This is a genomic window from Niastella caeni (genome assembly GCF_004834005.1).
GTDB classification, from domain to species: domain Bacteria; phylum Bacteroidota; class Bacteroidia; order Chitinophagales; family Chitinophagaceae; genus Niastella; species Niastella caeni.
In genome coordinates this window covers 1,615,853-1,642,116 of record NZ_STFF01000001.1, presented here as the reverse complement: position 1 = coordinate 1,642,116, position 26,264 = coordinate 1,615,853, and the positions used below count along the sequence as shown (strand labels likewise).

The following is a 26,264-nucleotide window of genomic DNA, read 5'->3' as shown; positions in this document are numbered from 1 at the left end:
GCTTTTTTATTTACAGCCGGCCTGATATATTAACTGGATTTATATTTTGTTACGTGGAACGTACAGCAAGCCAAAATAAATAATGGCATTTTATTAGTTTTGCTGCTTTAGAAAATGCAAATCCTTAAAGTGCCAATAAACCAGGACGTATTCAATGAACAGAAGATGAAGGCTTTTGTTAATGAGCTTAAATCTGATGCTTTAATCAATTATATCAAAAGCCGTATTACTTATCAATGGGATGAGATAAGCAAGCAATATTTTAGTTATGTAGAAGAGGCATTATTTGGCATGAGACTGCTTTCTAAATTCAGCCTGGAGGGTCGTATACTTGAAGTTGGATCTGGCCCGGGTATGCTGGTAGCCTGGCTGCACATGAACGGAGTAAATATTATGGGTATAGAGCCCAGTGAATTAGGCTTCGAGTTCAACCTGCAGCTAAAGAATGCGATATGGGACTATTATAAACTACCGCCAAATTTGATATTGGATCTCATTGCTGAAGATCTTGACCCTGCTGTACATGACAAATTCGACCTGATTTATTCGGTAAATGTGATAGAACATTTGCCGAAGGATAATATTCAACTTGCATTTACCAAAATTAAAAACGTGTTAGCGGAAGACGGCATGATGTATCACCACTGCCCCAACTACATTATACCTTTTGATCCTCATTATGGTTTTCCGCTGGTGCCTATGTTCCCGCAGTTAACAGGTAAAATAAAAGGTGTTGCCAACGAAAACCTTTGGAAGTCTTTCAATTTCATAACACTGCCACAAATAAAGAAAGTAGCCTCAGCTATTGGTATGGAGGTAAGTTTTCAGCATAAGGCAATGAAAGATTCCTTTGTGCGCCTGGAAGAGGATAAAGAATTTGCAGAACGTCATCAAACCCTGGTTAAAATTTATCCCATCTTAAAAAAGCTGGGGATCATTAATATTTTTGGACTCATTCCTCCGGTACTTTGCACGCCAATGACCTATACTTTATTGCGAAAAGGTGCCAGCGGTAGTTATGACGACAAGGGACTTAAAATCTCTGTTAAACAGAAAAAGTAAGTCGAAAAGATCATTGTATCTGCCAGGATATAGTTTAACAAATTGTTTGAACAGGCGCAGCCATCGAAAAGGTGAGTGTGGTTCCTTCGTTTTGCTGATTGTAGATGCTGATATTGCCGCCGAGTTGCCGGGCAGCCTGTACTACGTGCGAAAAACCATTTGATACAGTACTGTAGAAATAACTTCCGTTATTTCGAACACGGATCTGCACACCCTCATTATTACAAACCGCCTCAACCCTGATACAAACATTTTCAGTACCATTAATTGCACCGCTTAACAGGTTACCCAGCACATAGGCCAGCAGATTTTCATCGGCTTGAAGTTGGAATGTTTGGTCGACGTCATTAATAATAAAGCTCTTTTTACCTGTAACCAGTGGTAAAAGGCCTACCATAAGTTGATCTATGAGCCGGTGAAGAGGAACAGGTTCAGTTGCTACTGTTTGATTGGACGATACGGAGTGAGAGATTTCCATCAGGCTTTTCATACACAGGGACTTTATTGAATTAAAAATGATCCACAGGGTACAATTAAAATGTAAATAGTCGCACGGATTTAAAAAATCAGAACTTAACCAAAACTTCGTATAATAAAAGCATAGCAAATTAACGAACTAAAAGTGTTAAAAAGACAATTGAGGATATCTTCTTGTAAATTCTTAGCGTAAATCAAGTGTGCCTATACATGTTTTCCTGTAATGTTATTTTTTAACATTTTAAAAAGCATTACATGGAAGTAGTTAAAGAACACACGACAGGCAAAATGCTGCAACATTGATTTTGCAACAACTTCTTATTGCCGTACAAGCTGTTGTACATATTGAGCATTTTGAATAGCTGCTATTTGTGCCGTGTTATTGAAATATATAAATGCCTGTTTTGCTTGTTTAGCATTTTTTATTGCAGCGAATACCTGCTCTAAAAATTTTTGATCATAGGCAGAATAATATAATTGCGGCACTCCATGAAAACGGTAATAAATAGTATCGGTATTACTGATCACTTCATCGGGTAATTGGGGATGGCTGATGCTACAAAAGCTAATGCGATGCCGGGCTAAGGTTTCGTACACGTTGGGTTGCCACCAACTGCTGTGTCGAAACTCAACAACATTATTAAAAGCTGAATTTAGCTGGCGTACGATCTTCTGTAATAATACTTCCGAATAAGACAACTGGGCGGGCAACTGAAATAAAACGCAGGCTAATTTTTCTTGCAGTCCTTTTTGAATGGTTGTGTAAAAATCGTTTAGCAATAGTTCTGCCTCCTCAAATTTTTTATAATGCGTAATGAGGCGCGGCGCTTTCACTGCAAATGCAAAATGAGCCGGAGTTTTTTGATACCAGTTTAGCAGGAAGGATAATTGGGGAAAGCGGTAAAAGGTTACATTCAATTCAAGTGTGCTGAAATGCTGGCAATAATAATCAAGCCATAAACGTTGTGGCAATCCTTTGGGGTAGAAGAGTTCTTTCCATTCTTTATAATGAAATCCCGAACAACCGATATGCCATTGCAGGTTAGCCATTGTTTTTTGTTTGGCTAATTCCGGTTACTTCCGGCGAGGTGTTTTATAATTACATATACTTAAATAATTATACCACCATAGTTGAAAAAGTTTGTTCCTGTACCTCCCGATACGAGAGAATATTATAGGGTATACATACCGGTTTGAAGAGCCTGGCCTTAATTATCTGCCCTTTATTAATAATGAATCTTTTTTATTATTTTACAAAGAAATCAGTTCCGGTCCATTTCCCGGGGGCGCCTTTTTTTGTGGGAGCTGTATTGATGCTATTAAGAGCTTTTTTGCTTATCGTACATTGTATAAGGAAAAATATATAGTGCAAACATTATCATGAATCTTCTTGGCAATATCATTTGGCTTGTGTTTGGCGGCTTTATGGCCGCGCTGGGATACATTTTAGGCGGTTTCGCTTTATGTATTACAATAATCGGCATACCCTGGGGCCTGCAATGTTTTAAATTAGCCGGCGTGGTTTTATGGCCTTTTGGAAAAATGATAGTACCCAAAGAGGGCGGAACAGGTTGTTTGTCGCTTTTGTGTAATATCATTTGGTTATTATTCGGCGGATTATATACTGCATTTATCCACCTGGTTTTTGCCGCCATCTTTTTTATAACCATTATTGGAATTCCTTTTGGCAGGCAACATTTGAAATTGATGGAACTTTCCCTGTTTCCTTTTAGCAGGAATGTGGAGGGGTAGGAGGCCTGTCAAAATACCCGCAAAGGGATATATCATGCTTTATTAACGATTATAACTGCCTGACTTTAAAATGAAATAAAAAAGTCATACGTTAAAACATGGCCGGGCATTGTTTTTGCGCTTAAAAGCGGCTTGACAAAACCGGCAACTATAAACATATATGTTTACACACAGGGATTGGGGCATTGCTTTTTCACTTATGGCCGTATTAATTGTGGCGGTAATTGTATTGAGCAGTTTGAACCTTTCTTTACCGGGAGAAAAAGCACCCCAGGCAAAAAAGGATTCGACTGTCATTATAGTTCCGCGCCGATTTGGGCTTCCGCTCGATTCATTTAATGTTACGGAAAGCATCATTCAGCGAAATGAGTTCCTCGCTTCTATTTTGGAATTATATAATGTGGATAATAATACAATTTCCCGGCTGCAGGAGAAATCGAAATATGTTTATGATGTAAGGAAAATGAAAGCCGGTACGCAGTACACCGTTTTTTCTACAAAAGACACATCAAATAAGGTTTGTTATTTCGTATATCAACCTAACGCTATTGATTATGTTCTGTACGATCTGCGTGATTCGGTATCGGTATTAACAGGTAAAAGACAGGTAACAGCCCGGCTTGAAACAGCTTCCGGCATCATCAATGGATCATTGTATGAAACTTTTCAAAAGTCAGGAACTGATCCCGCGTTGGCAATGAAGCTGGCCGATCTGTATGCATATACAGTAGATTTTTACTCTATTCACGATGGCGATTATTTTAAGATCTTATACGAGCAGCGATATATAAAAGATGAACCGGTTGAAACGGGCGCTATTCAATCGGCTGTGTTTTCTCATAATGGCGAAAAGCATTATGCCTTTTATTACAAACCAGATACAACGGAGGCGGGTGACTACTATGATGAAAAGGGTAAAAGTTTGCGAAGTTCATTCCTGAAAGCGCCGCTTAAATTTAGCCATATTACTTCTGGTTTTTCACTGAGGCGCTTCCATCCGGTACAAAAAAGATGGAAAACCCACCTGGGTACTGATTATGCTGCCCCGCAGGGAACGCCCATCATTGCCACCGGCGATGGGGTAGTGGTGGAGTCGGAATTTTCAAATAACAATGGAAACTTTGTAAAGATAAAACATGACGAAACCTACATGACGCAATACCTGCACATGAGCAAGCAGGCTGTGCGGGCCGGGCAAAGCGTACGCCAGGGCCAGGTTATTGGTTACGTAGGCAGCACTGGTTTGGCTACAGGCCCTCACGTGTGTTATCGTTTTTGGAAGAATGGTAAACAGGTTAATCCCTTGCAACAAACTTTCCCGCCTTCTGTTCCATTACCAGATTCTGTAATGCTTCGTTTTGCTGATTATGTACTTAAACAGCAACAACAACTGAATACAGTTAACATGGGCGTTGTGCAAACGCTGTCCATGAACTAATTTAATATACTGGCAGTCAGCAAATATTTTGCTGACTGCTAATTTACTACCACCTTTTTGCAGTTAAATTTCACAAGTGTTTATCTTTCCTTGCAGAGCTTACCTATAAACTGGCATAGCCTTTGAAACCGAGGTGTTAACAAACACCTTCAAACATGAAAAAGTATGCTTTAGCCTTTATGTTGTTTTGTATTGTTGCAGGTAGCACCCAGGCGCAAAAGATTACACCTGGTATCAAAGGCGGATTAAACATTTCGGATGTTTCAGGTATCAATGGCGATAATCGGTTAAGCGGCCATGTTGGATTGTTTTTGAACAGCCGGTTCAATCCCATGTGGAGTATACAACCTGAGATACTCTATTCAGGTCAGGGACAGCAATACGTATTTCTGAATAATGAGTATACGTTGGCACTGAGTTATATTCAGATCCCTGTAATGTTCCAGTTTCATCCGGTGAAGCAATTTTATTTAGAATTTGGCCCGCAATTAGGATTCTTATTATCGGCAAATGTTAAAGATGATGAAGATAAACTGGAAGTTGATGAGGACTATAAAAAAGTAGATGCCGGTATTGCTTTTGGCGCTGGTATTCAAGTTACCAGTATGTTGGGCTTTTATGGCCGGTACAATATAGGACTTGCCGATATTACCAAAGGCGACAACCGGGATTTTTTTAATAGAGTAGGTCAGATAGGCGTTTCCATTAAACTTAAATAATTCATTTTTTATTAACCCGTGCCACGGTTCTAAACCGTGGCACGGGTATTTTTAATTGCTGTTGAAAATCGCTTCCACATCAATTGATAGGGTATTAGCTTCTTTCAAGGCAACCTGTTGTTTAAAAGGTTCTGCTTCGGCGAACTGTACCACTTCAATTTTCCGGGCAATGTTTTTATCGTGGGTCATTTCATAAATAATTTGCTTTACCAAATTTTCCGGAACCCAGTCTTTATGTGTTGAAGGAAGACCAAATTCGTCGCGGTAATAGCGCACATGAAATTGTTTGTAAAAAAGACCTTCAGGCGGCCGCAAAAAATTCACTTTAGTAATTCCGGGTTTATAGTTCTTCTCTACATAAGCCCTCACCGCCTGGTATTCCTTTAATATTGGCTTTAAGAAGTTGTAACGGAAATTGTAAAAGCCTACTCCTGCAAATACAATCATCGCCGCAACTGCAAAATAATTCTTCCTGCTAACATTTTTGATCCATTCTAGGATCATATTAGTAAACATTAAAAACACCGCCAGGTTTAATGCCAGCATAGAACGGTAGGAAGAGTAATTTTCGATGGTTACCATCACCGGCAGATAGATTAACATCAACAGAGCGAAACTGCCTGCCAGGTAAATGATCTTATTAATAACCGGTTTATCACGTTGGGTAGCGAATGAATAAACAACCCATACGGCAATAGCAATTATGTAAAATGCCTGCGAAATAATGCTATGTAAATTAAAAAGGAAATTAAAGCTGAATGCCTGTGCAGTAGGCACACCAAAGAAAAACGAAATTTTACTAAGAATGTTTAGGTTCAAACTTGCCCGATGACCTTCTTCCTCTCCTTGCGTATTTAATAGTAATTTAAATAACAGGTAGTATACCAGCGTAATAACCAGCATGGCAATAACACCGGTTATAATAATGTGGTCGGGTTTTTCAAATTTTCTGCTATTGAAATGCAGGAAGAAGGGGATCAAAAACAGGCCAATACCAATCTGGTAAGTGAACAAAGCAGTAACACCTAAAGCCAGTATCAGCAATTGCATGGGTATTGGTATGGCCCGGTAACGATTATGTTTTTTCAATTGTGTATATAACAGGTGCCCGCCTAAAAGTCCTGCCGTAAACGTCATAAAAATTTCAAAACAGGTTCCACCCCAGCCATTCGCAATGGCAACCGAAAGGCTGCATGCAATGTAAACGGCGCTTAGCAAAACCATCCGGCTATCCATCAATTTGTAACGTACCCATTGGGTAGCTACTTTAACATAAACGCAAATAGCCAGCGCCCATCCTATTACGGATAGGATCCTGTACGATTTTACTGCATCTATCGTATTTATTGAAGTAAATGCTTTTTCCATTAAGTGGCCCGCTAAAAACCGGCCATGAATGAGCCAGATATTGTACGTAGCGCCTTTTTCATTATACCACAGTTGGTGTATATCGTCGAGATAAACATAGTTGGCATGAAACAAGGGATAAAAAATTACCAGTAATATTAGTACCGGTAACCCATACTGCAATAACTTATTATTCACTATAAAATAGATTTATAAGAAGCAATGAACTGTAATATAATCATTGCGCTGAAAATGCATAGGTAAGAAATAATTTATTGATTGATCCAGCGTTCGAAAAATTCCCAGGTGCGAAGCATCTGGTCTAAACGTTGCCGGTTATCGCCACTACGGGTAATTTCATGCGTAGCATTGGGATGTCGTACATATTCAACGGGACGGCCTAAAACTTTCAAACTGCGGTACAGCATCTCGCTTTCAACAAAGCCGGTCCGCCGGTCGTTATCACCATGAAAGATTATATAAGGCGTGGTAATGTTCTGTACATAGGTAATCGGGGATTCACGTAACAAATTGGCTTTGGCAGCCGCTTCCCATGGATAGCCTCCAAAGTAATCAGGCACCAGTCGCCAGGCATTGCCTTCGCCAAAAAAAGTGCTCAGATCGTATACGCCACGTTGTGAGCAGGCGGCCTTAAACCGATGATCATGAGCTATGATCCAGGCTACCAGGTAACCGGCATAAGATCCGCCGGTAACCATTAGCTTAGCTGTATCGGCCCAGCCTTCTGCAACGGTTTTGTTTAATGCGGTTAATACATCGCTGGTAGGCCCCTTGCCCCAATCATTTATATTTGCCCGCATAAAGGTTTCACCATATCCGCCGCTACCACGTGGATTGCAGTATACTACACCATATCCTTTGTTGCAAAAGAACTGAAATTCGTGCCACATGCTGCTTTCGCCAGGGCCCCACATGGCCATAGGCCCACCATGAATTTCCAGCAGTAAAGGATATTTTTTACCGGGCTCATAATTGGCTGGTTTCATTACCCAATATTCTACGGTCAATCCTTTGTCATTGGTAAACGTTTTCTTTTCGGGAATTGATAATTGTTTCTGCTGAATCCAATTATAATTGAAGGAACTGATGCGGCGGGCGTTTTTCGCATTGGCATCGGCCAGGTATAGTTCAAATGGACTGGCAATTTCGGTTTTTACAAATACCATTTTATTATTTAGAACATCAAGACTGTTGATGCCAGCATTATAGTCGCTTAACTGTTCAACCTGTTTGGTTTTTACATTTACCTGGTAAATAGGGGCGCCACCATTGCTTTGCGCCGTGAAGTACAGGTATTTTTCATCGCTGCTCCATGTGAGATTGCCTTTTGCACGATCGAATGGGATCAGGATCATATCTTTTGCCGAACCAGATAACGGCATTATTGCCAGTTGGGGAACTCTTACAAACGATGTTTCAGACAACTGAAACGCCAGCCATTTACCGGAAGGGGATACCCTGGGAGAAAAATATACTTTTTGGTCTTCACCCAATAATTTGCGTAATTGACTTCCATCGGCATTCGCTATAAATATTTCGCTCTCCTGCGACCTGTTGGGATGTTGCAGGGAATCTACATCGCCTGATAATATTAGTTGTTTTCCATCCCGGGTAAATTCGGCAGTAGCAAATGAATAAAACCCGTGGGTGACAGGTGTGGGAACAGCACCGGGCTGTACGTCGGTTAAAAAGAAATGATTAAAGCTGAGGTCGCTATTGATGTTGAGTTCGTCCTGAAAATTGAGCTTATTAATTACCCTTGCTTTTTTATCAATGACGTTGTTGTCGAGGTAAGCTCTTACTTCTTCCAGCGTACCATCGGGGTTCATTTTGACCGTAGCAGGTTTTAATTGTTCATTCTTTTCAAAGCCTGGTTTTTCAAATGGCCAGTCGGGTAATTTTTTATCGGGATTTAAGAGGGAATCTTTTAAAAGATCGGCGAGGGAAATGCCGGCGGCAAACAGTATCTGTTTTCCATCGGGGCTCCATTTGGGCGCACTGGCGCCATATTTAAACTTCGTTAACTGAACGGCCTCGCCGCCATCGAGTGAAAGCAGGAATATTTGTGATTTTCCATCCGCTGCCCTTACAAACGCCAATTGTCTGCCGTCGGGGCTCCAGGCGGGTTGCGAAGCGTTTTCCCGGGTGGTGGTTAATTGCCGGGGCGTTGAGCTTCCATCCGTTAATACCATCCATATCTGGGTCACATACTTATAGTCCAATTTGCTTTCTCCATCACTTTCAATAGCAGTTACTGTAAATGCAGCTTTACTGCCATCGGGCGAAAGGGTCAAATTTCCGATGGATTTGATTTTAAGCATATCTGTAACGGTAACAGGTTGTTTGTTTTGCCCTGATGCACTGAAACTTATGTACAGACAAATACAAACTATAAGCCTTTTCATGCGACTGATTTTAGCCGATGAAAGTACGAATTCAGTAACATTTTTATCCTTAAATTGAATAGGGAATGATCAGCGGTAACCTGCTTTACATATTAACAATTTCAGCTATCAATATTCCTTGTTCCTTGTTGGTTATTCCGATAATTTTGTAATAATTCTATAACTATGAGTGAAATTACAGCTCCACCCCTGACGCCAAAAGATTTTGCCACAGACCAGGAGGTACGGTGGTGCCCCGGTTGCGGCGACTATTCCATTTTGGCGCAAGTGCAAAAGATTATGCCGGGCCTGGGAATTCCTAAGGAAAACATTGTTATCATTTCCGGTATCGGCTGCAGCAGCCGCTTCCCTTATTATATGAACACCTATGGTATGCACTCAATTCATGGCCGGGCTACAGCCATTGCCAGCGGATTGAAAGCTGCCAGACCTGAATTGAGCGTATGGATCGTTACAGGCGATGGAGATTCATTGAGCATTGGCGGTAACCATACCATCCATTTGCTTCGCCGTAATTTTGACGTGAACATTATGCTTTTCAATAACCAGATCTATGGGTTAACAAAAGGCCAGTATTCACCTACCTCAGAAGAAAACAAAGTAACCAAGTCAACACCCTACGGCAGTATCGATCATCCATTCAACCCACTGGCATTAGCTATGGGCGCCGATGCTACATTTATTGCCCGTACCATGGACCGTGATCCGAAGCATTTGCAGGAAGCATTGATCAGAAGTCATAAACACAAGGGCGCTTCTTTCCTGGAGATCTATCAAAACTGTAACATCTTTAACGATGGCGCATTTGAGATCTTTACCGAGAAATCAAGCAAGCTCGATAACACATTGTTCCTGGAGCATGGTAAGCCGCTTGTTTTTGGCGCCAACAAGGATAAAGGCATTAAGTTAGAAGGATTCAAACCAGTTGTCGTAGACCTGGCTAATGGCGCTTCAACCGATGATCTGTGGGTGCATGATGAAAGGGATTTTTATAAAGCGCAAATTCTCGTACGCATGTTCGATGATCCGCGGGCTGAGGATCATTTGCCACGTCCGTTTGGGGTGTTTTATGAAACAGACCGGGCTTGCTATGAAGATGTAATGCAAATGCAAATTGATGATGTAATGGCTAAAGGCAAAGGCAACCTCGATAAACTGTTACGTGGTAAAGAAACCTGGAGCATTGCTTAAGGAACAGAAATACCTAAACACCTTAGTACGTTGGCATATAACCGAAGCAGGAATTCAATTCAGTATTTGTAATGCTTTGTTCAACATAACTACAAGAGACCTCGATAATAGATCGGGGTCTTTTTTTATTTTCCTGCAATTACAAGGGGGTATATAAAAAAGATGCCAGCGATGGATATCGCCGGCCTGTGCTTACCTCTGAAACCACAAAAAGAAAGAAGTTAAGCTATAAGTTGTTATGTAATAGTCTTATTGAAATGGGGTTCAATGGATGATGGACAGACTGGCTATAATGTAAGAAGGCGATACATCAATGCATGCTGACTGAAATGTCATTTGCATAACAGGGATTAACCCCCTTCCAGGCGATACGATTAGTAAATTTAAAATTGGCTGCTGATACAGGAGTAAGAGCAGTTAGTTTCAGTTACTGGTACAATCTTTTATTTTGCAGTTTCTAAACACAAATGGTCAGCAGCACGGTAAACAGAGATAATTATAATTAAAAAGGGTGGCGGACAATTTATAGTACGAACAAATGAATATCCGTACTGAATAACAAGTTTTATTTTTAAAGGGAAATTGGAGGGTTAACGGAAATTGGATGTTTGGAATAACGGGAGATTGGATTAGAATCAGTGTGCTTTGCCGGTGAGAATGTTAATTCAGCACATAGCCCGGTAAAAATAAAGACAGTTTTGTTAAAAATCAATATTTTTCTTAAAATTTTTTAATGTATTCCCACTATCCCTCATTTCTTAAGTTAAATCAAATGGTAATTAAATAGTCTGTCATTCTATCTAAAGTCTGCAGCTTCCAATTCTTTTTCCGCCGCCTTTAAAAGGCTGGTCTTTTTATACGCATACCACCATTTAGGAGCTGTTTTCTTCATTAGTGTATCAATATTGCGCATGCCAAACAGGTTCCAGGCTCCTTTGAGCTTGCCACTGATGGAGGCTTGTAAAGCTCTCAAACTCATAGCAAAACCACTATCCAGGTATTCCATGTGATGCCAGTAACCCGCCGGCATAAAGAGGGTTTCGCCATGTTCTAGCACCACTTCATAACCCCGTGCCAGTTTCAATGCCGGGAACTGGGTATAATCGGGACGGCCATTTTGATTGTAGTTCGAAAAATCGGCCAGGCTCAATACCTCAAAAGGTTTGCGGTATAACTTATGCTGCTCGGTGAAAGGGAACAACAGTACTCTCTTGCGCCCTGCAAACTGGGTATGCAGAATGTGCGACATGTCAATGTCGAAATGCATGTGGGTTATGCTGGTAGCGCCACCCACAAACAGCATGGGATATTTTTTTACAAAGCCTTTCATCAAATGATCGGGCCAGGTAAAATCCTGGGTTAGTTGGGGAGCATGATCAAAAATATTGAAGAGGAATATGCGCCATGCTGCCGGTCCCTGGCTGATCATATCAACATACTCGCCAAAGGTCTTGTAATCGTCAGCGGTGTTAATGGGCGTGAAGGCGTCGCTTTTAACGTTGTTGTACAATCCTACTCTTTTACTACCTACAATTTCTTTAAAGTATGCCCAGTTCCACTTCGTAAATGCAGGCCAATCATTGGCCAGGTTCTTAATAACAACTGGTTTCAATGGCAGATAGTAACGCTGCTGAAAATTTTCTGCGTCGATGGTATCAACGCGGTCAACAGGTTGTAATTGCATGAAATAAGTTTGCGCAAATTTAATATTAAAATCATGTTCACTTCATAAAGTAGTACCGAATACATAAACGGCTTTAACATTTAAATAAATAATAGAATGTGTAAGCGGGGCGCATATTTTGCCATTATCGTTATGTGCCTTTAATTAAAAACTATAATTTGCCGTTATGTTGTTACACCTTCACCCAGAAAATCCACAACAGCGAAACATTTCAACCATTGTAAATGTTTTATCAAAAGGCGGAATAATTATTTATCCTACTGATACCATCTATGGGTTGGGTTGTGATATTTTTCAGCATAAAGCCATTGAGCGCATTTGTCGCATTAAAAATATCGATCCGCAAAAGGCGCAACTTTCGTTTGTGTGTTACGATTTGAGTGATTTGAGCCGTTATACAAAAAGTATCAGTACCCCATTATATCGAATGTTAAAACATTATTTGCCGGGACCGTATACCTTCATATTACCAGCCAGCAAGGACGTGCCGAAAATATTGCAGAGTAAAAAGAATACAATAGGATTGCGCGTTCCCGACAATCTGATAGCCCGTACTATTGTTAAAGAATTAGGACATCCCATTTTGAGTACTACCTTGCCAGGTACGATGGTAGAAGAGTTTACCGATCCCGAACTGATGCACGATAATTTTAACAAACTGGTTGATGTGGTGGCAGATGGCGGCATAGGTGGAATGGTACCTTCCACTGTTATTGATTGTACCGGCGATGAACCGGTCTTAATTCGCCAGGGAGCAGGTGAGTGGGATGGAGTAGCTCAACGGCATGAAATATGAAATGATTCGTGATAATCTTAAGTTGTAATAAAGACTGAAGTAAGAAGTAGGAGGTTTCTAAAACTACCCAAGCTTTAATTTAAGAAAAAGCACGTTAACAATACTATGACTGAATATCAAAAATTCTTCCCCGATACATTTACGCTGGAAACGCAGCGGGTGTTGTTACGGTTGGTAACCCCCCAGGACTATGAGGTGTTTTTACCCCTGACCAAAGACAAGGAAATCTGGAAATACTTTACAAAAGACCTGAGCAACGAGCAGGAATTAAAAAACTGGATGGAACAATTGTTCAAGGGTAGAGAATCGGAATTGTGTATGCCATTTACCGTTATAGATAAACATTCGAATGAAGTTTGTGGCAGCACCAGTTACCTCAACATTTCTTTTTATGATAAACGCCTTGAAATTGGGAGTACCTGGCTCGGTACTTCGTTTATTGGAACCGGCATAAACCGGCAGGCAAAATTCGCGTTACTTTCCTTTGCCTTTGAAGTGATGAAAATGGAACGGGTTGAAATAAAAACCGATAATTTGAACGAACGCGCCAAAGCCGCCCTGTTAAAAGTGGGAATGAAGCCCGAAGGCGTTTTTCGCAGCCATATGCTGATGCATGACGGCCGGCGAAGGGATTCTATCTATTATAGTATTATCAGAAGTGAGTGGGAAGAAAGGAAAATTCATTTTTTTCCTGAGATGTTGTAAGGTCAATCCATTTCCAGCTCCAACTGGGTAGAAGTGCAATTAAAGGAACGGCGGTGGTAGGGCGTTAACCCAAACTGTTCAATGGCTTTCCGGTGTTCAGCAGTGCCGTACCCTTTGTTTGTAATCCATTTATAGTTCGGAAATTCCTGGTGCAACTGCCGCATAAAATCATCGCGGTAGGTTTTGGCCAGAATGCTGGCGGCAGCAATGGATGCATAGGCGGCGTCGCCCTGTACAATACATTGGTGAGGCACCCGCTTGTATTTTGTAAACCGGTTCCCGTCGATAATAAGGAACTTCGCTTTCTTTTCCAATTTATCAATGGCCAGGTGCATGGCTTTAAAAGAAGCGTTCAGGATGTTAATGCGGTCAATTTCTTCATGATCTACCGAGGCAACCTGGTAACAAACAGCATTTTTCTCAATAAAACTTCTTAATTCGTACCGGTCCTCTTCCGACACCTGCTTGGAATCGTTCAGTTTTTCGTGGTAAAACCCTTCAGGCAAAATAACGGCTGCTGCAAACACCGGCCCCGCCAAACAACCCCTCCCTGCTTCATCGCAGCCAGCCTCAATAAGTTCAGTTTGGTAGAATGTTTTCAGCACGGGGGTTTATTTGGCTCAAAAATAAGGTTTGCCCGTATTTAAATATTATTTATCAACTTTGTTTTTTTACACATCACATTCCCATTATGGAATTAAGTACAATACCCCAGCTTTTTCCCGCTTTTGAAAAGGAACTGCAACGCGAAATACAGGAACAGGGCGAGATCCGCTTTTATAAATCGGAAGAGCAACTGATGCGTACTGGTCAATATTTCCGTTCAACCATGCTAATATTAAATGGACTGGTTAAAATATACCGGGAGGATGAGGACGGCAATGAGTTTTTTATGTACTACCTGCAACCCGGTCAGGCATGCGCCTTATCGATGGTGTGCGCCGCGGAACATAAACGCAGCGCCATTATGGCAAAAGCGGTAAAGGATACGGAAATAATTGCCATCCCACTAAACTTTATGGAAGAGTGGATGGGGAAATACAAAAGCTGGAACCATTTTGTAATAAGTACTTACCGGTCGCGCTTTGAAGAATTATTAAGCACCATTGATCATATTGCCTTTCGCGGCATGGACGAGAGGTTGGAATTCTATTTAAAAAAGCACCAGGAAACCATGCGAACAAACCTGATCGCGATCAATCATCAGGAAATTGCCAACGAGCTAAACTCTTCGCGTGAAGTCATTTCCCGCCTGCTTAAGAAAATGGAACAATTCGGAAAGGTGAAACTACACCGGAATGCTATTGAAATTATTCAATTATAGGTTGAAAGTATTAAAGGCTGTAAAATAATTCTGTTATTTGCTTTAACGCAGCTTAATTTATATTGGAAAGAGTTAGAAATCTTTTTTCACTTCATACGTTTTTGTCTTAGTAAAACATATTAGGCAAAAACATTTTTGATTACAATCAACCTTATTGTGACCTTCGTCACCTTTCAGATTTTTAATTTCACGCACCTTCACCTAATGATTGCATGATTCAGTTTGCCTATGCCCGGTAAACGCCTGCATGATCATTAAGAAACCTGTCTGTTGTTGTTTTACCGAATTAATTATTTAAATGGAAATAGCCGGTTATTTAGCCGCCGTATTAATTGGCGTATCGTTAGGGTTAATAGGTGGTGGAGGATCAATACTTACAGTGCCTGTATTTGTGTACCTGTTGCATGTGCAGCCGGTATTAGCTACAACCTACTCATTATTTGTTGTAGGAAGCTGCAGCCTGGTTGGTGGCGCACGGGCATATGTTAAAAAGTTAATCGATTTTCATGTGGTGCTTTATTTCGGCTTGCCTTCGCTGTTATCGGTATTTGTTGTAAGGCGATTTGTATTGCCGGTTATACCGGAATATTTATTCACCGTAGGTGAACTGGTTGTAACCAAAGGTGTTTTCTTAATGGTGCTGTTTGCCTTTTTAATGTTAGCGGCGGCAATATCCATGATAAGATCGAATGGGAGAACGCCTTCACCTGCTATTCAGAAAGAACGTGCCGGCGGACTTTTACTACAAGGCTTGCTGATAGGTGCTATTACCGGTTTGCTGGGAGCGGGCGGCGGATTTTTGATCATTCCTGCATTGGTTTTGATCAGCCGGTTGCCAATGAAAATTGCAGTTGGTTCTTCATTGACCATCATGGCCATCAGTTCTTTCTTTGGTTTCTTCAGCACATTATCGCATTACACCATTAACTGGTGGCAGTTGCTGGCATTTACCGCTATTGCCGTGTTGGGAATATTTGCAGGGACGGCTTTGTCAGAAAAAATACCCGGCCAGGTATTAAAAAAAGGATTTGGGTGGTTTGTGATGGTAATAGGCGTTTTCATATTAGTACATGAGTTGTTTTTTTCTTAAGTATTCCTGTTTATCGTTAGTTGGTTCTGTGATAAAAGTCATACTCTATTAAAACCATATTTTAGAATTTACATTGAATATTAAAACAGCATAGTTATGAAGATAGAACAAATTTATACCGGTTGCCTGGCACAGGGTGCGTACTATATCCAAAGCGAAGGTGAAGCTGTAGTAATTGACCCGTTACGGGAAATTGATTCTTATGTTCAAAAGGCTGCACGCAATGGCGCTGCTATAAAATATGTTTTTGAAACCCACTTTCATGCTGATTTTGTATCGGGTCATCTCGATCTGGCAAAAGCAACGGGCGCAACCATTGTATATGGACCAACTGCCACGCCATCATTCGATGCGCATATTGCCAGCGACGGGGAAGTATTTACATTAGGTAAAATAACTATTACTGTATTGCATACCCCAGGGCATACGATGGAAAGTGCTTGTTACCTGCTGAAAGATGAACAGGGAAAAGAAGTGGGCTTGTTCAGTGGTGATACGTTATTTATTGGCGATGTTGGCAGGCCCGATCTGGCGCAAAAAGCCAATCATTTAACGCAGGAAGACCTTGCAGGTTTATTATATGATTCATTGCGAAGTAAGATCATGCCTTTGCCCGATTCGCTGATTGTTTATCCGGCTCATGGCGCCGGTAGTGCCTGCGGCAAGAATATGAGTAAAGAAACTACCGACACTTTAGGTCATCAGAAACAAACGAACTATGCGTTGCGTGCTGATATGACCAAAGAAGAATTCATTAAGGAAGTTACGACAGGATTAACAGCGCCACCGCAATATTTTCCATTGAATGTGCAGTTGAACAAGCAAGGATATGAAAGCATTGATGAGGTCTTAAAAAAAGGAACGCATCCATTAAGCGTAGATGCGTTTGAAGCCGCCGCTAACGAAACGAATGCCCTCATTCTTGACACCAGGGACCCGCAGGTTTTTGCAAAGGGCTTCATTCCTAATTCTATAAATATTGGCATTGATGGCAATTTTGCACCCTGGGTTGGCGCGCTGATCCCGGATATCAAACAATCAATATTAATTGTAGCAGAAGAAGGTCGCCCCGAAGAAGTAGTTACCCGCCTCGCAAGGGTTGGTTATGACAATGCCATCGGATTTTTAGAAGGTGGTTTCGATGCCTGGAAAAAGTCTGGCAAAGAGCTCGATACCATTACTTCTATTACGGCTGATGAGTTGGCAATTGCTTCCGCTGCAAACCCAAATATAAATGTGTTGGATGTACGTAAAAATACCGAGTATGATGCTGAGCATGTTAAAGGCGCGGTAAATGCCAGCCTTGACTATATTAACGACAGCATGCAAATGGTAGATAAAAATAAAACATGGTACGTGCATTGTGCCGGTGGGTACCGTTCCATGATCTTTATTTCTATTTTAAAAGCAAGAGGGTTTGACAAACTAATAGACGTAAAAGGCGGATTTAAAGCTATTAAGGACTCAGGTAAATTTTCAATTACAGATTATGTTTGTCCTACAACCATGCTGTAATAAGACTACCTCGTTTAATTAACTACGTAGCAGTAATTTTCATTAACTTATAGCTGTGTGATTTATGTCGCACAGCTTTTTTTATGAAATCACCATTTTTACAAAAACTTAGTTGTTATGCAATTTTGGGAATGGATTAAACAACCGTGGCCCTGGTATGTAGCTGGTCCGTTAATTGGGTTGGTGGTGCCGCTCTTATTGATCATGGGTAATAAAACGTTCGGGGTTTCATCTTCCTTACGGCATATTTGCGCTGCCTGTATTCCGGCCAATATTCCCTTTTTCAAATACAATTGGCGAAAAGAAACCTGGAACCTGTTTTTTGTAACCGGGATCATATTGGGTGCCATTATTGCAACCAACTGGTTAAATAATGGGGCGCCTATTGCGGTTGATCCAAAGTTGGTGAACGATCTTAAGCAATACAACATTCACAATTACTCATCCATTGTTCCGGTTGATCTGTTTAACTGGCCTTCTTTGTTAACGGTGCGTGGGTTTTTATTAATGGTAGTTGGTGGGTTTTTAGTTGGCTTCGGTACGCGGTATGCCGGCGGCTGTACTTCGGGGCATGCCATTATGGGGCTTTCTAACCTGCAATGGCCTTCTTTGGTAGCTACCTGTTGTTTTATGATCGGCGGCTTTATTACTGCCAACCTGATCCTGCCTGTAATCTTACACCTGTAAAGTTTTTAAAATGGAAACAAGAGACATCATCTCGCAACCTACTATAAGAGAAACCAATACCGATTTTGAAGTGCGATCACTGGATACTATTTGTATCAACGAATCACGTATTCAACATTCGTGGTGGCATTCATTAAAATATTTACTTGCCGGTTTGTTTTTTGGAATTCTGCTGATCAAGGCGGAGGTAATATCATGGTTTCGCATCCAGGAAATGTTCCGTTTGCAAAGCTTTCATATGTATGGCGTAATTGGCACTGCAGTAGTAACAGGCATTATTTCAGTATGGCTGATCAAAAAGTTCAAAGTAAAAACAATATATGGCGAACCGATTGAATTACATCCCAAGCAATTCAATAAGGGACAGGTATATGGCGGCTTGTTATTTGGCGCCGGCTGGGCAATGACCGGAGCTTGCCCTGGCCCATTGTATGCGTTGATAGGAACAGGCGCAACAGTAATTATTATAGTTTTATTAAGCGCCGTAGCAGGTACCTGGGTGTATGGCCGCCTGCGCGAAAAATTGCCACATTAATAAATTTGGTGATGACTAAATAGAATAAGTATCTTTAATACGGAATAAGCAACTGCTTATACCAGATCTATTGAGTGAGATTCTTCCTAGTTCCGGTTTTGCATTGTAAACCTCATCCTCACTATTTTTTAGAAAATTCCCATAGAACCCAACCGTCTCCAGCCCACTGAATAACACTTTTTGGGAATTGTAAAAACATCAAGGGATTTTTATTGTACCGCCACAAAGGGATGTTGCGAATTATTATACCTACTCCATGAATGAGTTGATCCATGTCCCCATCTTTCTCCTTTTCTAAACTAAAATTGGCTGTATATGCAAACCAACAATTTTAATTCGTCTTCGCGCCGCGACTTTTTGGGAAAACTGGCCGCTGGTGCAGCTGCTTTGGGTACGGTTTCAATTGCTCCTTTTCAAGCGCAGGCAGAGAATGCACTGTCAGAAAATGAATTAGCCGATCCGGAAGCATGGTTCAATAAAATAAAAGGGAAGCACCGCATTGTATTTGATGCTACACAACCGCATGAATTAATGCCATTTGCCTGGCCAAAAGTTTTTTTGCTTACGAATGCTGCCACTGGTACACCTGAAAAAGATTGCAGTGTGGTAGTAGTGCTTCGTCACGATGCCATTCCTTATGCATTGAACAGCGATCTGTGGGCAAAATATAAACTGGGTGAGCTGCACAAAGCACACGACCCTGTAACCAAAGAATATGCTACCCGTAATCCTTTCTGGCAACCCAAAGAGGATTATAAAATACCAGGAGTAGGTAGCGTGCCCATTGCTATTAATCAATTACAGGAGAGTGGTGTATTGTTTTGCGCCTGCAGTATGGCAGTAACTGTTTATAGCGCAGTAGCCGCTGATATGATGAAAATGGATCCTGAAGTAGTGAAGAAAGAATGGCTGGCCGGTGTATTGCCCAACATCCAGATGGTTCCCTCCGGTGTATGGGCATTGGGCCGCGCACAGGAAAAGGGCTGTACCTATTGCTTTGCCGGCTAAGTGCGGATCATGTTGTTCTGAAGGCTTCTAATTTTTTAACCCCTATTTATACAAGTTCCATGTTGCATGCCGGGTTGCTGAACACCTGGTATGCAACATGAACTATTATACGATTTGCCTGCTATTATGAACCGTAAATTGATTACTGGATTATTGGCGATAGGCGTGCTTGTTGCTATATGGATGTTTGTTAAACAACGTAACCCTAATGTTATAAAAAATAAAGCCACCCTGTTGGTGCCGGATAAACCGGAAATGCCCTGGCAGGCGCCTGACTCAGGCACGATACCGCAAACCACTGCAGGTGACCAGATACGTTATGGCCGTGATCTGATCGCCCGTACATCCTATTACCTGGGACCGAAAGGAAAAGTAGCACATATCTCAAACGGAATGAATTGCCAGAATTGTCACCTGGCAGCAGGCACCAAACCCTGGGGAAATAATTATAGCGCAGTGACATCAACCTATCCCAGATACCGCGACCGGAGCGGAACGGTGGAAACTATTGAAAAAAGAGTGAATGATTGCCTGGAAAGAAGCCTCAACGGGAAGCCATTGGATAGCAACAGCCGCGAAATGCGGGCTATTGTAGCTTATATGCATTGGCTGGGTTCCAATGTGCCCAGGGGTGAAAAGCCCTTAGGCTCAGGCATAAGCTCATTGAAAAGTTTAAACCGCCCGGCAGATACCGCTAAAGGGAGAATTGTGTTTATTGATAAATGCCAGCTTTGTCATGGCGCCAATGGCGCTGGTCAATGGGATACGGTTACCGGTACCGGCTACCTGTACCCGCCTTTGTGGGGACCGAATAGTTATAATATTGGCGCCGGTTTGTACCGGTTATCGAGAATGGCCGGTTATGTAAAAGACAACATGCCGTTTGGTGTTTCGCACGGCAATTCACAGCTCTCGGAAGAAGAATCCTGGGATGTGGCGGCTTTTATTAATTCGCAGCCGCATCCTTATAAAGACCTTTCAAAGGACTGGCCGAAAATTAGCACTAAACCTGTTGATTATCCATTTGGCCCGTTTGGCGATACTTTTTCCGAAAAACAACATAAGCTCGGTCCGTTTGATCCCATTCAACAATCAAAAGACGCCAAAAAGAAAAAATAGACAGGCTATAGTAATTCATTGCTTATTGAGTTTCTAAAATCATCTATATGTGTAAGATTAATACGTTCATCGTTGTGTTTGTGCTGCTGCCGGTGCTTACCATTGCGCAAACAACAGCATACAGAGTGATCTTTGATATTACCAGTGGCGATACCGCTGCTCATAAAACGGTAATCAGGCAATTGAAAGGCATATCACAGTCGCGCCCAGACGCTCAACTGGAAGTGGCCATATACAGCGATGCGCTGGCCATGGTTTTGAAAGACAAGTCGATCATTGCAGATGCCGTAAAAGAATTGAGCAGTAATAAAAAGGCCAGCTTTAAAGTTTGTGCCGCTACCATGAAACGGAACAACGTAGATAAAAGTCAGTTGATAGCCGGTGTAGATATAGTGCCCGATGCCATTTATGAAATTGTAACAAAGCAGCATGAGGGCTGGGGGTATATTAAGGTGGCGCAATAGGCAAGTGGTGGGTAGCTAGCAGGGAAAACAAATAGGCATGGCAATTGACCAGTAGTTGCAGGTTTCAAGTTGCAGGTTTCAGGGCCGGGAATTTTTGGGCCCCATTTGTCATTCAGCCGCCTGCAGCTGGTAGTCCTGTAACCTGAAACAGGTAACCCAACCTGTAACAGATACCTGGTAACCGGCAATTGGCACCCGGTAACTGGTAATTTACAGTTTGCAATAGGCAATCGGCAATTTGCAATAAGCTATTTTTTTCGGCCAGCACCATTTTTGGACCTTGAGCCTTGATTCTTGGTACTTGTGGCTTCGCCGTCTTACCTTTGCGCCGCAATGAATACCATATCTCTTGAACAACGTGCCAACCGGGCAGTATCGAACTGGATATTTTTAGGGGTGATCATGTTATTGGTGCAGGTGGTATTAGGTGGCGTCACCCGCTTAACCGGTTCGGGCCTGTCAATTACCGAGTGGAATGTAGTTACCGGCGCATTGCCTCCGCTGAGTGAGCAACAATGGCTGGCTGAGTTTAACAAATACCAGCAAACGCCTCAATACCGTTTCCTGAACACCGATTTCTCGCTGTCTGATTTCAAATTCATTTTTTTCTGGGAATGGTTCCACCGCCTTTGGGCCAGGCTGATCGGCGTGGCATTTTTAGTGGGATTTGTGTACCTGCTGGCAAAAAAATACCTGAAAAAGGAACTGGTGAACCCTTTGCTGATCCTTTTTTTGTTAGGCGCCCTGCAGGGAGCCATCGGATGGATCATGGTTGCCAGCGGATTGACCGGTGATGCGATATACGTACGCCCAACCCGCCTTGCCATGCACTTTATTTTCGCCCTCGGTTTAATATGTTATGCTTTCTGGATCGGGTTGCGATTGACAATTCCAGCCCCAAAAAGGATTAACCACCCGCCTTTGTACCGCTGGGCCTGGGTGCTGATCGTAATTTTGTTTGTGCAATTAATTTTCGGGGCACTGATGGCCGGGCACAAAGCTGCCACAGTGGCGCCTACCTGGCCAACCATCAACGGTAGCTGGGTACCCGATGGCTTATTAAAAGAACAACCTGTACTCCTTAATTTTTTTGAAAATAAGGTCACGATCCATTTTGTGCACCGGGGGTTAGCATATACGTTATTAATATTGATAATAATTTATTCTGTAAAAGTTTTTCGCATAAAGCCGGCCAGCACCATTTTCAGTCAGGCGCGCCGTATGCCATTAATACTGGTGTTAGTACAGGTAATATTGGGTATTCTATCGGTGTTAACCAGTACCAGCATAATTCCCAACCGTTGGGGCACGTTTGAATGGATGGCACAGTTACACCAGATTATCGGGATGTTATTACTGCTGAGCCTGGTCGCCATGTTATTTCTTACCCGGCAATCCTCATCTTTTAGGCAACCTTCATAATCTTGGCACTGTCTTTTCGTTTTAGTAGTAAATTGAGAAGAAAGCCGGAAAGTCAGGAAAGTTAAAAGGTTGCAAACATTTCACATTGCAGGTATTTGAACCTTCCCGATTCCGGCGTATTTTAAACGCTCGGGTTAGTATGAAACTTTTTTTGAAGGGACTATATCACTCTTTTCCTGTACAGTTGGTAATGCTGCATTTTAAAAAATTCCAGGTGCTGCTGATCTTCTGGTTTGTATTATTCAGTACGGTGAATGGTACATTCATGAAGACTTTCGGCGCCGATTCCCTTTACCTGGCACCCGAATACCTGGGCAACGTGAGTATGGTGGCCGCCTTATTTGTTGGTATGGCCATTGGCGTATTTATAATGAGCTGGAACATTACCACCTTCATTTTATTCAGTCGCCATTTTCGTTTTTTAGCCACTACTTCCAATCCATTTCTGAAATATTGCATCAACAATGGCGGCATACCCCTGATCTTCCTTATTTTTTATTTTATAAAGGCAGTGTCGTTTGACCGTTATAAAGAATTGATGACATTTGGAGAAATAGGCTTGCTGGTGTTAGGTTTTTTAGGCGGGCTGATACTGATCGTTGTTTTTTCGCTTTTCTATTTTTTCAGGGCCGATAAAAATATTATACGCCGTCTTACTCCGGTGATCAGCAATCCGCAATTGTTTAAAGCGCAGTTCAAAAAAGACGAAACAAGGCTTAATCAAAGCCGGCTGATAAAAGTAGAATGGTACCTGAGCGCCCTATTCAAACTTAAAAAAGTGCGCGACGTATCGCACTACAGCCGGGAGTTTATAGAAACTATTTTCAGCCGGCATCACTTTGCCGCCGTAGTTTCTATTTTCATTGCTTTTATCGGGCTGATACTGCTGGGTTTTTGTTTAGATAATCCTTTGTTCCAGTTACCTGCAGCCGCAGGCATTACCCTGTTCTTTGCGATCTTAATTGCCGTATCCGGCGCCTTTTCATATTTTCTGCAAAGCTGGAGCATTCCATTCGTAGTGGTTTTATTCCTTATTACAAACGTTTTATACCGGTACGAAATAATTGATCCCAGCAATAAAGCCTATGGGTTAAATTATAAGAACAAGGACCAGCGGCCTTTATACAACGCCGAATCATTATTGTCGTTGTGCGCACCGGAAAAGATCCAACACGATAAAAACAATCTGATCTCCATCCTGGAGAACTGGAAGAAGAAACAATCTGAAGCGAAGCCGCTGATGTTTGTGATCACAACAAGTGGGGGCGGAAACCGTAGCGCCACCTTTACCATGAATGTGTTGCAGCATCTCGATAGCATGACCCATGGCGAACTAATGAATAAAACCGTGCTCATTACGGGTGCTTCTGGCGGTATGCTGGGCGCCTCTTATTTTCGTGAACTAAGCAGGGCCAGGGCGGCAGGTAAGCCAATTAATTTGCAGGATAAGAAATACCTCAACGATATTTCGAACGATCTGCTGAACCCGTTATTTACCTCTTTCGTGGCCCGCGATCTGGCAGCGCCGGCGCAACGGTTTAAAGTAGGGGCGTATGAATATATTAAAGACCGGGGCTATGCTTTTGAGCAAAAGCTGAACGCCAATACCCGCGGCATGCTCGACAAGCAATTAAAAGACTGGTACGCCGACGAAAAAAATGCGCGCATTCCGCTGATGCTTTTCAATTCCGTGGTAACCCGCGATGGCCGCAAAATGATCGTGAGCACACAGCCCATGAGCTTTTTAATGCGCCCGGCCTATGATAGTATCCATGCAATGGATGCCGATCCCGATGCGGTAGATTACCAGGCATTATTTGCCAAACAAGACCCTTTGAATCTGCGTATGCTCACAGCCCTGCGTATGAATGCGACATTTCCGTATGTGTTGCCGAATGTATGGTTGCCCAGTGACCCGGTCATTGATGTTATGGATGCCGGTATACGCGATAATTACGGACAGGAAACGGCCCTGCGTTTCATTCAGGTATTTCAGCAATGGATACGGGAAAACACTTCTGGCGTTGTGTTAATTCATATCCGCGACCGGAAGACCGGTGGTTGGGAACATCCATACGAATCGACCAATATTACGGAAATCGCTACCAAACCCATGCTGCTGCTCGAATACAACTGGTTTAAAATGCAGGAGTATAGTCAGAACGATTTAATGGGCCTGGCACAGTCGATGATGGGGAATTATTTTTACAATCTTTGCTTTCAATACATACCCGAAAAGAATGATGCGCGCGCAGCATTGAATTTCCATCTTACCAAAAGCGAGAAAAAAGATATTGCCAGCGCGCTGGGCAGCACCGGTAATCAGCAAATGTTTGCCCGGTTTAACCAGCTAATGAAAAGTTCACATTCGCTTACGGTACGTTAGCGTGAATCAGTTTAAAATAGCGCGGTAATACTTTAACATGTAGTTGCCGTTGACATTCCCATGGCTCGCCGTCAATATGAATAGGCGCCCCCGCGGGGTTGCTGATAAACAGTTCTTCCGTTTGAAAATAAATAACGGGTGAATTCATGGAATTCTCAATCCGTCTGATGCGACCGGCCAGCACCTGCCGCATAACCGATAAAAGCAACAAAGGCTTGGCGATTTTCTTTACGATCACTACATCCAGCAAACCATCGCTCAGGATGGCCTGGGGCGCAATGGTAAAATTATTTCCGAACTGGTTACTGTTAGCAATGCTCAGGAAAAAAGCTTCTGTAGCAAATTCCAGCTTATTGGCATTTACCCGAAAGGGGTAGGGTTTGGCCGAAAAAAAGTGACGGGTAGTAAGGGAGGCATAGGTGCCTAATCCTCTTTTAGGCTGGTCAGCAAACTGATGTGCTACCTGGGCATCAAAACCCAACCCGCAAAGCATACAGGCAAAACGTTCATTCACCATGAAGCCATCAGTTAAAATAGCTTTGCCGGTAAAAACAATTTCCAGGGCTTTTGCACTGGCTTTGGGAATACCGGCGGCAAGGGCCAGACCGTTACCCGAACCCATGGGAATAATGCCAAACTGAACGTCGGTAACCGTCAATGCTTTAACTACCTGGTTTACTGTTCCGTCGCCACCGCAGATCACTACATCAGTTACCTGTTCTGTTTCAATTTTTTGTTTCACAAAATCATAATTGCCATCGGCGGAAGTAGGCAGTATCTCAAAAGGTATCTGGCGTTTATTGGTTTCACGGTCTATCAACTCTTTCAGTGAAGATTTTCCTTTGGTGCCGGAAATGGGGTTAATAAGATATATGATCTTTCGCTGCATGTTATCAAATTACAAAAGGCAAAGATAATGGCCTGAATTGTCATGACAGGTTAACTTATGCAACAAACCGGCCATTCCTGTCTTATATTTTTATTATCTCTTGTACAGCTTTCATTCTTTTCCTGAAGCCTCCATTTTCGACAAACAACCATTTTACCAGCCGAACGCCATAATTGCCTTTTTTTATACGGTTGCCGAAAAGTCGTTGGTTTCATCTAATTTAAAAAA

Annotated in this window: 24 protein-coding genes; 17 read left to right on the top strand and 7 right to left on the bottom strand. The window is 42.1% G+C overall.

From position 1 onward, the window contains the following. The first annotated feature begins 129 nt into the window (after positions 1–129). On the top strand, positions 130–1,062 hold the full coding sequence (locus tag FAM09_RS06600) for a class I SAM-dependent methyltransferase (protein WP_208025488.1): 933 nt from the start codon (positions 130–132) through the stop codon (positions 1,060–1,062). Between the two features lie 34 nt (positions 1,063–1,096). Here FAM09_RS06600 and FAM09_RS06595 read toward each other — a convergent pair whose 3' ends face one another. Continuing rightward, a complete protein-coding gene (locus FAM09_RS06595) occupies positions 1,097–1,552 on the bottom strand; it encodes a sensor histidine kinase (protein ID WP_136576251.1) in 456 nt (151 codons plus the stop codon). Positions 1,553–1,857: 305 nt separating this feature from the next. Next, complete coding sequence (locus FAM09_RS06590; RefSeq protein ID WP_136576250.1) at positions 1,858–2,589, bottom strand: DUF72 domain-containing protein; 732 nt, start codon at positions 2,587–2,589, stop codon at positions 1,858–1,860. A gap of 330 nt (positions 2,590–2,919) precedes the next feature. On the opposite strand from FAM09_RS06590, the gene FAM09_RS06585 reads away from it, so the two are divergent. The 3 genes from FAM09_RS06585 (at position 2,920) to FAM09_RS06575 (ending at position 5,448) form a co-directional block, all read left to right on the top strand. Beyond that, entirely contained in the window at positions 2,920–3,291 is a 372-nt protein-coding gene (locus tag FAM09_RS06585) for a YccF domain-containing protein (RefSeq protein WP_136576249.1), read from the top strand. A gap of 160 nt (positions 3,292–3,451) precedes the next feature. Further along, positions 3,452–4,729 (top strand): M23 family metallopeptidase, encoded by a 1,278-nt coding sequence (locus FAM09_RS06580; RefSeq protein ID WP_136576248.1) that lies wholly within the window; start codon positions 3,452–3,454, stop codon positions 4,727–4,729. Positions 4,730–4,884: 155 nt separating this feature from the next. Then, positions 4,885–5,448, top strand: coding sequence for a porin family protein (locus tag FAM09_RS06575; protein WP_136576247.1), 564 nt, complete (start codon positions 4,885–4,887; stop codon positions 5,446–5,448). A 51-nt stretch (positions 5,449–5,499) separates the two neighbouring features. Here the strand turns inward: FAM09_RS06575 and FAM09_RS06570 are convergent, their stop codons facing one another. Together FAM09_RS06570 and FAM09_RS06565 are read right to left on the bottom strand one after the other, a co-directional pair. Further along, positions 5,500–6,993, bottom strand: coding sequence for a hypothetical protein (locus tag FAM09_RS06570; protein WP_136576246.1), 1,494 nt, complete (start codon positions 6,991–6,993; stop codon positions 5,500–5,502). A 74-nt stretch (positions 6,994–7,067) separates the two neighbouring features. Further along, positions 7,068–9,221 carry a S9 family peptidase gene (locus tag FAM09_RS06565; protein WP_136576245.1) on the bottom strand — a complete coding sequence of 718 codons (2,154 nt, stop codon included), beginning with the start codon at positions 9,219–9,221 and terminating at the stop codon, positions 7,068–7,070. A 165-nt stretch (positions 9,222–9,386) separates the two neighbouring features. On the opposite strand from FAM09_RS06565, the gene FAM09_RS06560 reads away from it, so the two are divergent. Further along, the gene (locus FAM09_RS06560) at positions 9,387–10,412 is read left to right on the top strand and encodes a 2-oxoacid:ferredoxin oxidoreductase subunit beta (RefSeq protein ID WP_136576244.1); all 1,026 of its coding nucleotides are present in this window, start codon (positions 9,387–9,389) and stop codon (positions 10,410–10,412) included. Between the two features lie 796 nt (positions 10,413–11,208). Here the strand turns inward: FAM09_RS06560 and FAM09_RS06555 are convergent. Further along, the gene (locus FAM09_RS06555; RefSeq protein WP_136576243.1) at positions 11,209–12,096 is read right to left on the bottom strand and encodes a cupin-like domain-containing protein; all 888 of its coding nucleotides are present in this window, start codon (positions 12,094–12,096) and stop codon (positions 11,209–11,211) included. Between the two features lie 166 nt (positions 12,097–12,262). Here FAM09_RS06555 and FAM09_RS06550 point away from each other — a divergent pair, with 166 nt between their 5' ends. After that, positions 12,263–12,892 (top strand): L-threonylcarbamoyladenylate synthase, encoded by a 630-nt coding sequence (locus FAM09_RS06550; protein WP_136576242.1) that lies wholly within the window; start codon positions 12,263–12,265, stop codon positions 12,890–12,892. 105 nt (positions 12,893–12,997) lie between these two features. Then, positions 12,998–13,597, top strand: coding sequence for a GNAT family N-acetyltransferase (locus FAM09_RS06545; protein WP_136576241.1), 600 nt, complete (start codon positions 12,998–13,000; stop codon positions 13,595–13,597). A 2-nt stretch (positions 13,598–13,599) separates the two neighbouring features. Here FAM09_RS06545 and FAM09_RS06540 read toward each other — a convergent pair whose 3' ends face one another. Then, complete coding sequence (locus FAM09_RS06540; RefSeq protein ID WP_136576240.1) at positions 13,600–14,202, bottom strand: ribonuclease HII; 603 nt, start codon at positions 14,200–14,202, stop codon at positions 13,600–13,602. 86 nt (positions 14,203–14,288) lie between these two features. Between FAM09_RS06540 and FAM09_RS06535 the strand changes: the two genes are divergently transcribed. The 10 genes from FAM09_RS06535 (at position 14,289) to FAM09_RS06490 (ending at position 25,147) form a co-directional block, all read left to right on the top strand. Then, positions 14,289–14,921: a Crp/Fnr family transcriptional regulator gene (locus FAM09_RS06535; RefSeq protein ID WP_136576239.1), complete on the top strand. Its 633-nt coding sequence runs from the start codon at positions 14,289–14,291 to the stop codon at positions 14,919–14,921. A 298-nt stretch (positions 14,922–15,219) separates the two neighbouring features. Next, positions 15,220–16,011 carry a sulfite exporter TauE/SafE family protein gene (locus FAM09_RS06530; RefSeq protein WP_136576238.1) on the top strand — a complete coding sequence of 264 codons (792 nt, stop codon included), beginning with the start codon at positions 15,220–15,222 and terminating at the stop codon, positions 16,009–16,011. Positions 16,012–16,107: 96 nt separating this feature from the next. Next, complete coding sequence (locus FAM09_RS06525; protein ID WP_136576237.1) at positions 16,108–17,526, top strand: MBL fold metallo-hydrolase; 1,419 nt, start codon at positions 16,108–16,110, stop codon at positions 17,524–17,526. 117 nt (positions 17,527–17,643) lie between these two features. Next, positions 17,644–18,213 carry a YeeE/YedE family protein gene (locus FAM09_RS06520; protein WP_136576236.1) on the top strand — a complete coding sequence of 190 codons (570 nt, stop codon included), beginning with the start codon at positions 17,644–17,646 and terminating at the stop codon, positions 18,211–18,213. A 10-nt stretch (positions 18,214–18,223) separates the two neighbouring features. Further along, positions 18,224–18,748 carry a DUF6691 family protein gene (locus FAM09_RS06515; protein WP_136576235.1) on the top strand — a complete coding sequence of 175 codons (525 nt, stop codon included), beginning with the start codon at positions 18,224–18,226 and terminating at the stop codon, positions 18,746–18,748. A gap of 315 nt (positions 18,749–19,063) precedes the next feature. Continuing rightward, complete coding sequence (locus tag FAM09_RS06510; protein ID WP_136576234.1) at positions 19,064–19,756, top strand: twin-arginine translocation signal domain-containing protein; 693 nt, start codon at positions 19,064–19,066, stop codon at positions 19,754–19,756. A 90-nt stretch (positions 19,757–19,846) separates the two neighbouring features. Beyond that, on the top strand, positions 19,847–20,875 hold the full coding sequence (locus tag FAM09_RS06505) for a c-type cytochrome (RefSeq protein ID WP_243751609.1): 1,029 nt from the start codon (positions 19,847–19,849) through the stop codon (positions 20,873–20,875). A 47-nt stretch (positions 20,876–20,922) separates the two neighbouring features. Continuing rightward, positions 20,923–21,339, top strand: a complete 417-nt coding sequence (locus FAM09_RS06500; RefSeq protein WP_136576233.1) for a DsrE family protein — start codon at positions 20,923–20,925, stop codon at positions 21,337–21,339. 333 nt (positions 21,340–21,672) lie between these two features. Further along, positions 21,673–22,761, top strand: a complete 1,089-nt coding sequence (locus tag FAM09_RS06495) for a COX15/CtaA family protein (protein ID WP_136576232.1) — start codon at positions 21,673–21,675, stop codon at positions 22,759–22,761. A gap of 139 nt (positions 22,762–22,900) precedes the next feature. Next, positions 22,901–25,147 carry a patatin-like phospholipase family protein gene (locus tag FAM09_RS06490; protein ID WP_136576231.1) on the top strand — a complete coding sequence of 749 codons (2,247 nt, stop codon included), beginning with the start codon at positions 22,901–22,903 and terminating at the stop codon, positions 25,145–25,147. Here the strand turns inward: FAM09_RS06490 and FAM09_RS06485 are convergent. Beyond that, entirely contained in the window at positions 25,134–26,036 is a 903-nt protein-coding gene (locus FAM09_RS06485) for a diacylglycerol/lipid kinase family protein (protein ID WP_136576230.1), read from the bottom strand. The two genes, FAM09_RS06490 and FAM09_RS06485, sit on opposite strands and share 14 nt — an antisense overlap. Positions 26,037–26,264 lie beyond the last annotated feature (228 nt).

Coding starts and splice junctions, on each gene's coding strand:
- FAM09_RS06595 (WP_136576251.1), bottom strand. CDS start 1,552: ATGAAAAGCCTGATGGAAATCTCTCACTCCGTATCGTCCAATCAAACA.
- FAM09_RS06585 (WP_136576249.1), top strand. CDS start 2,920: ATGAATCTTCTTGGCAATATCATTTGGCTTGTGTTTGGCGGCTTTATG.
- FAM09_RS06525 (WP_136576237.1), top strand. CDS start 16,108: ATGAAGATAGAACAAATTTATACCGGTTGCCTGGCACAGGGTGCGTAC.
- FAM09_RS06530 (WP_136576238.1), top strand. CDS start 15,220: ATGGAAATAGCCGGTTATTTAGCCGCCGTATTAATTGGCGTATCGTTA.
- FAM09_RS06505 (WP_243751609.1), top strand. CDS start 19,847: ATGCAACATGAACTATTATACGATTTGCCTGCTATTATGAACCGTAAA.
- FAM09_RS06590 (WP_136576250.1), bottom strand. CDS start 2,589: ATGGCTAACCTGCAATGGCATATCGGTTGTTCGGGATTTCATTATAAA.
- FAM09_RS06490 (WP_136576231.1), top strand. CDS start 22,901: ATGAAACTTTTTTTGAAGGGACTATATCACTCTTTTCCTGTACAGTTG.
- FAM09_RS06520 (WP_136576236.1), top strand. CDS start 17,644: ATGCAATTTTGGGAATGGATTAAACAACCGTGGCCCTGGTATGTAGCT.
- FAM09_RS06495 (WP_136576232.1), top strand. CDS start 21,673: ATGAATACCATATCTCTTGAACAACGTGCCAACCGGGCAGTATCGAAC.
- FAM09_RS06500 (WP_136576233.1), top strand. CDS start 20,923: ATGTGTAAGATTAATACGTTCATCGTTGTGTTTGTGCTGCTGCCGGTG.
- FAM09_RS06515 (WP_136576235.1), top strand. CDS start 18,224: ATGGAAACAAGAGACATCATCTCGCAACCTACTATAAGAGAAACCAAT.
- FAM09_RS06510 (WP_136576234.1), top strand. CDS start 19,064: ATGCAAACCAACAATTTTAATTCGTCTTCGCGCCGCGACTTTTTGGGA.
- FAM09_RS06580 (WP_136576248.1), top strand. CDS start 3,452: ATGTTTACACACAGGGATTGGGGCATTGCTTTTTCACTTATGGCCGTA.
- FAM09_RS06545 (WP_136576241.1), top strand. CDS start 12,998: ATGACTGAATATCAAAAATTCTTCCCCGATACATTTACGCTGGAAACG.
- FAM09_RS06575 (WP_136576247.1), top strand. CDS start 4,885: ATGAAAAAGTATGCTTTAGCCTTTATGTTGTTTTGTATTGTTGCAGGT.
- FAM09_RS06555 (WP_136576243.1), bottom strand. CDS start 12,096: ATGCAATTACAACCTGTTGACCGCGTTGATACCATCGACGCAGAAAAT.
- FAM09_RS06565 (WP_136576245.1), bottom strand. CDS start 9,221: ATGAAAAGGCTTATAGTTTGTATTTGTCTGTACATAAGTTTCAGTGCA.
- FAM09_RS06550 (WP_136576242.1), top strand. CDS start 12,263: ATGTTGTTACACCTTCACCCAGAAAATCCACAACAGCGAAACATTTCA.
- FAM09_RS06560 (WP_136576244.1), top strand. CDS start 9,387: ATGAGTGAAATTACAGCTCCACCCCTGACGCCAAAAGATTTTGCCACA.
- FAM09_RS06535 (WP_136576239.1), top strand. CDS start 14,289: ATGGAATTAAGTACAATACCCCAGCTTTTTCCCGCTTTTGAAAAGGAA.
- FAM09_RS06485 (WP_136576230.1), bottom strand. CDS start 26,036: ATGCAGCGAAAGATCATATATCTTATTAACCCCATTTCCGGCACCAAA.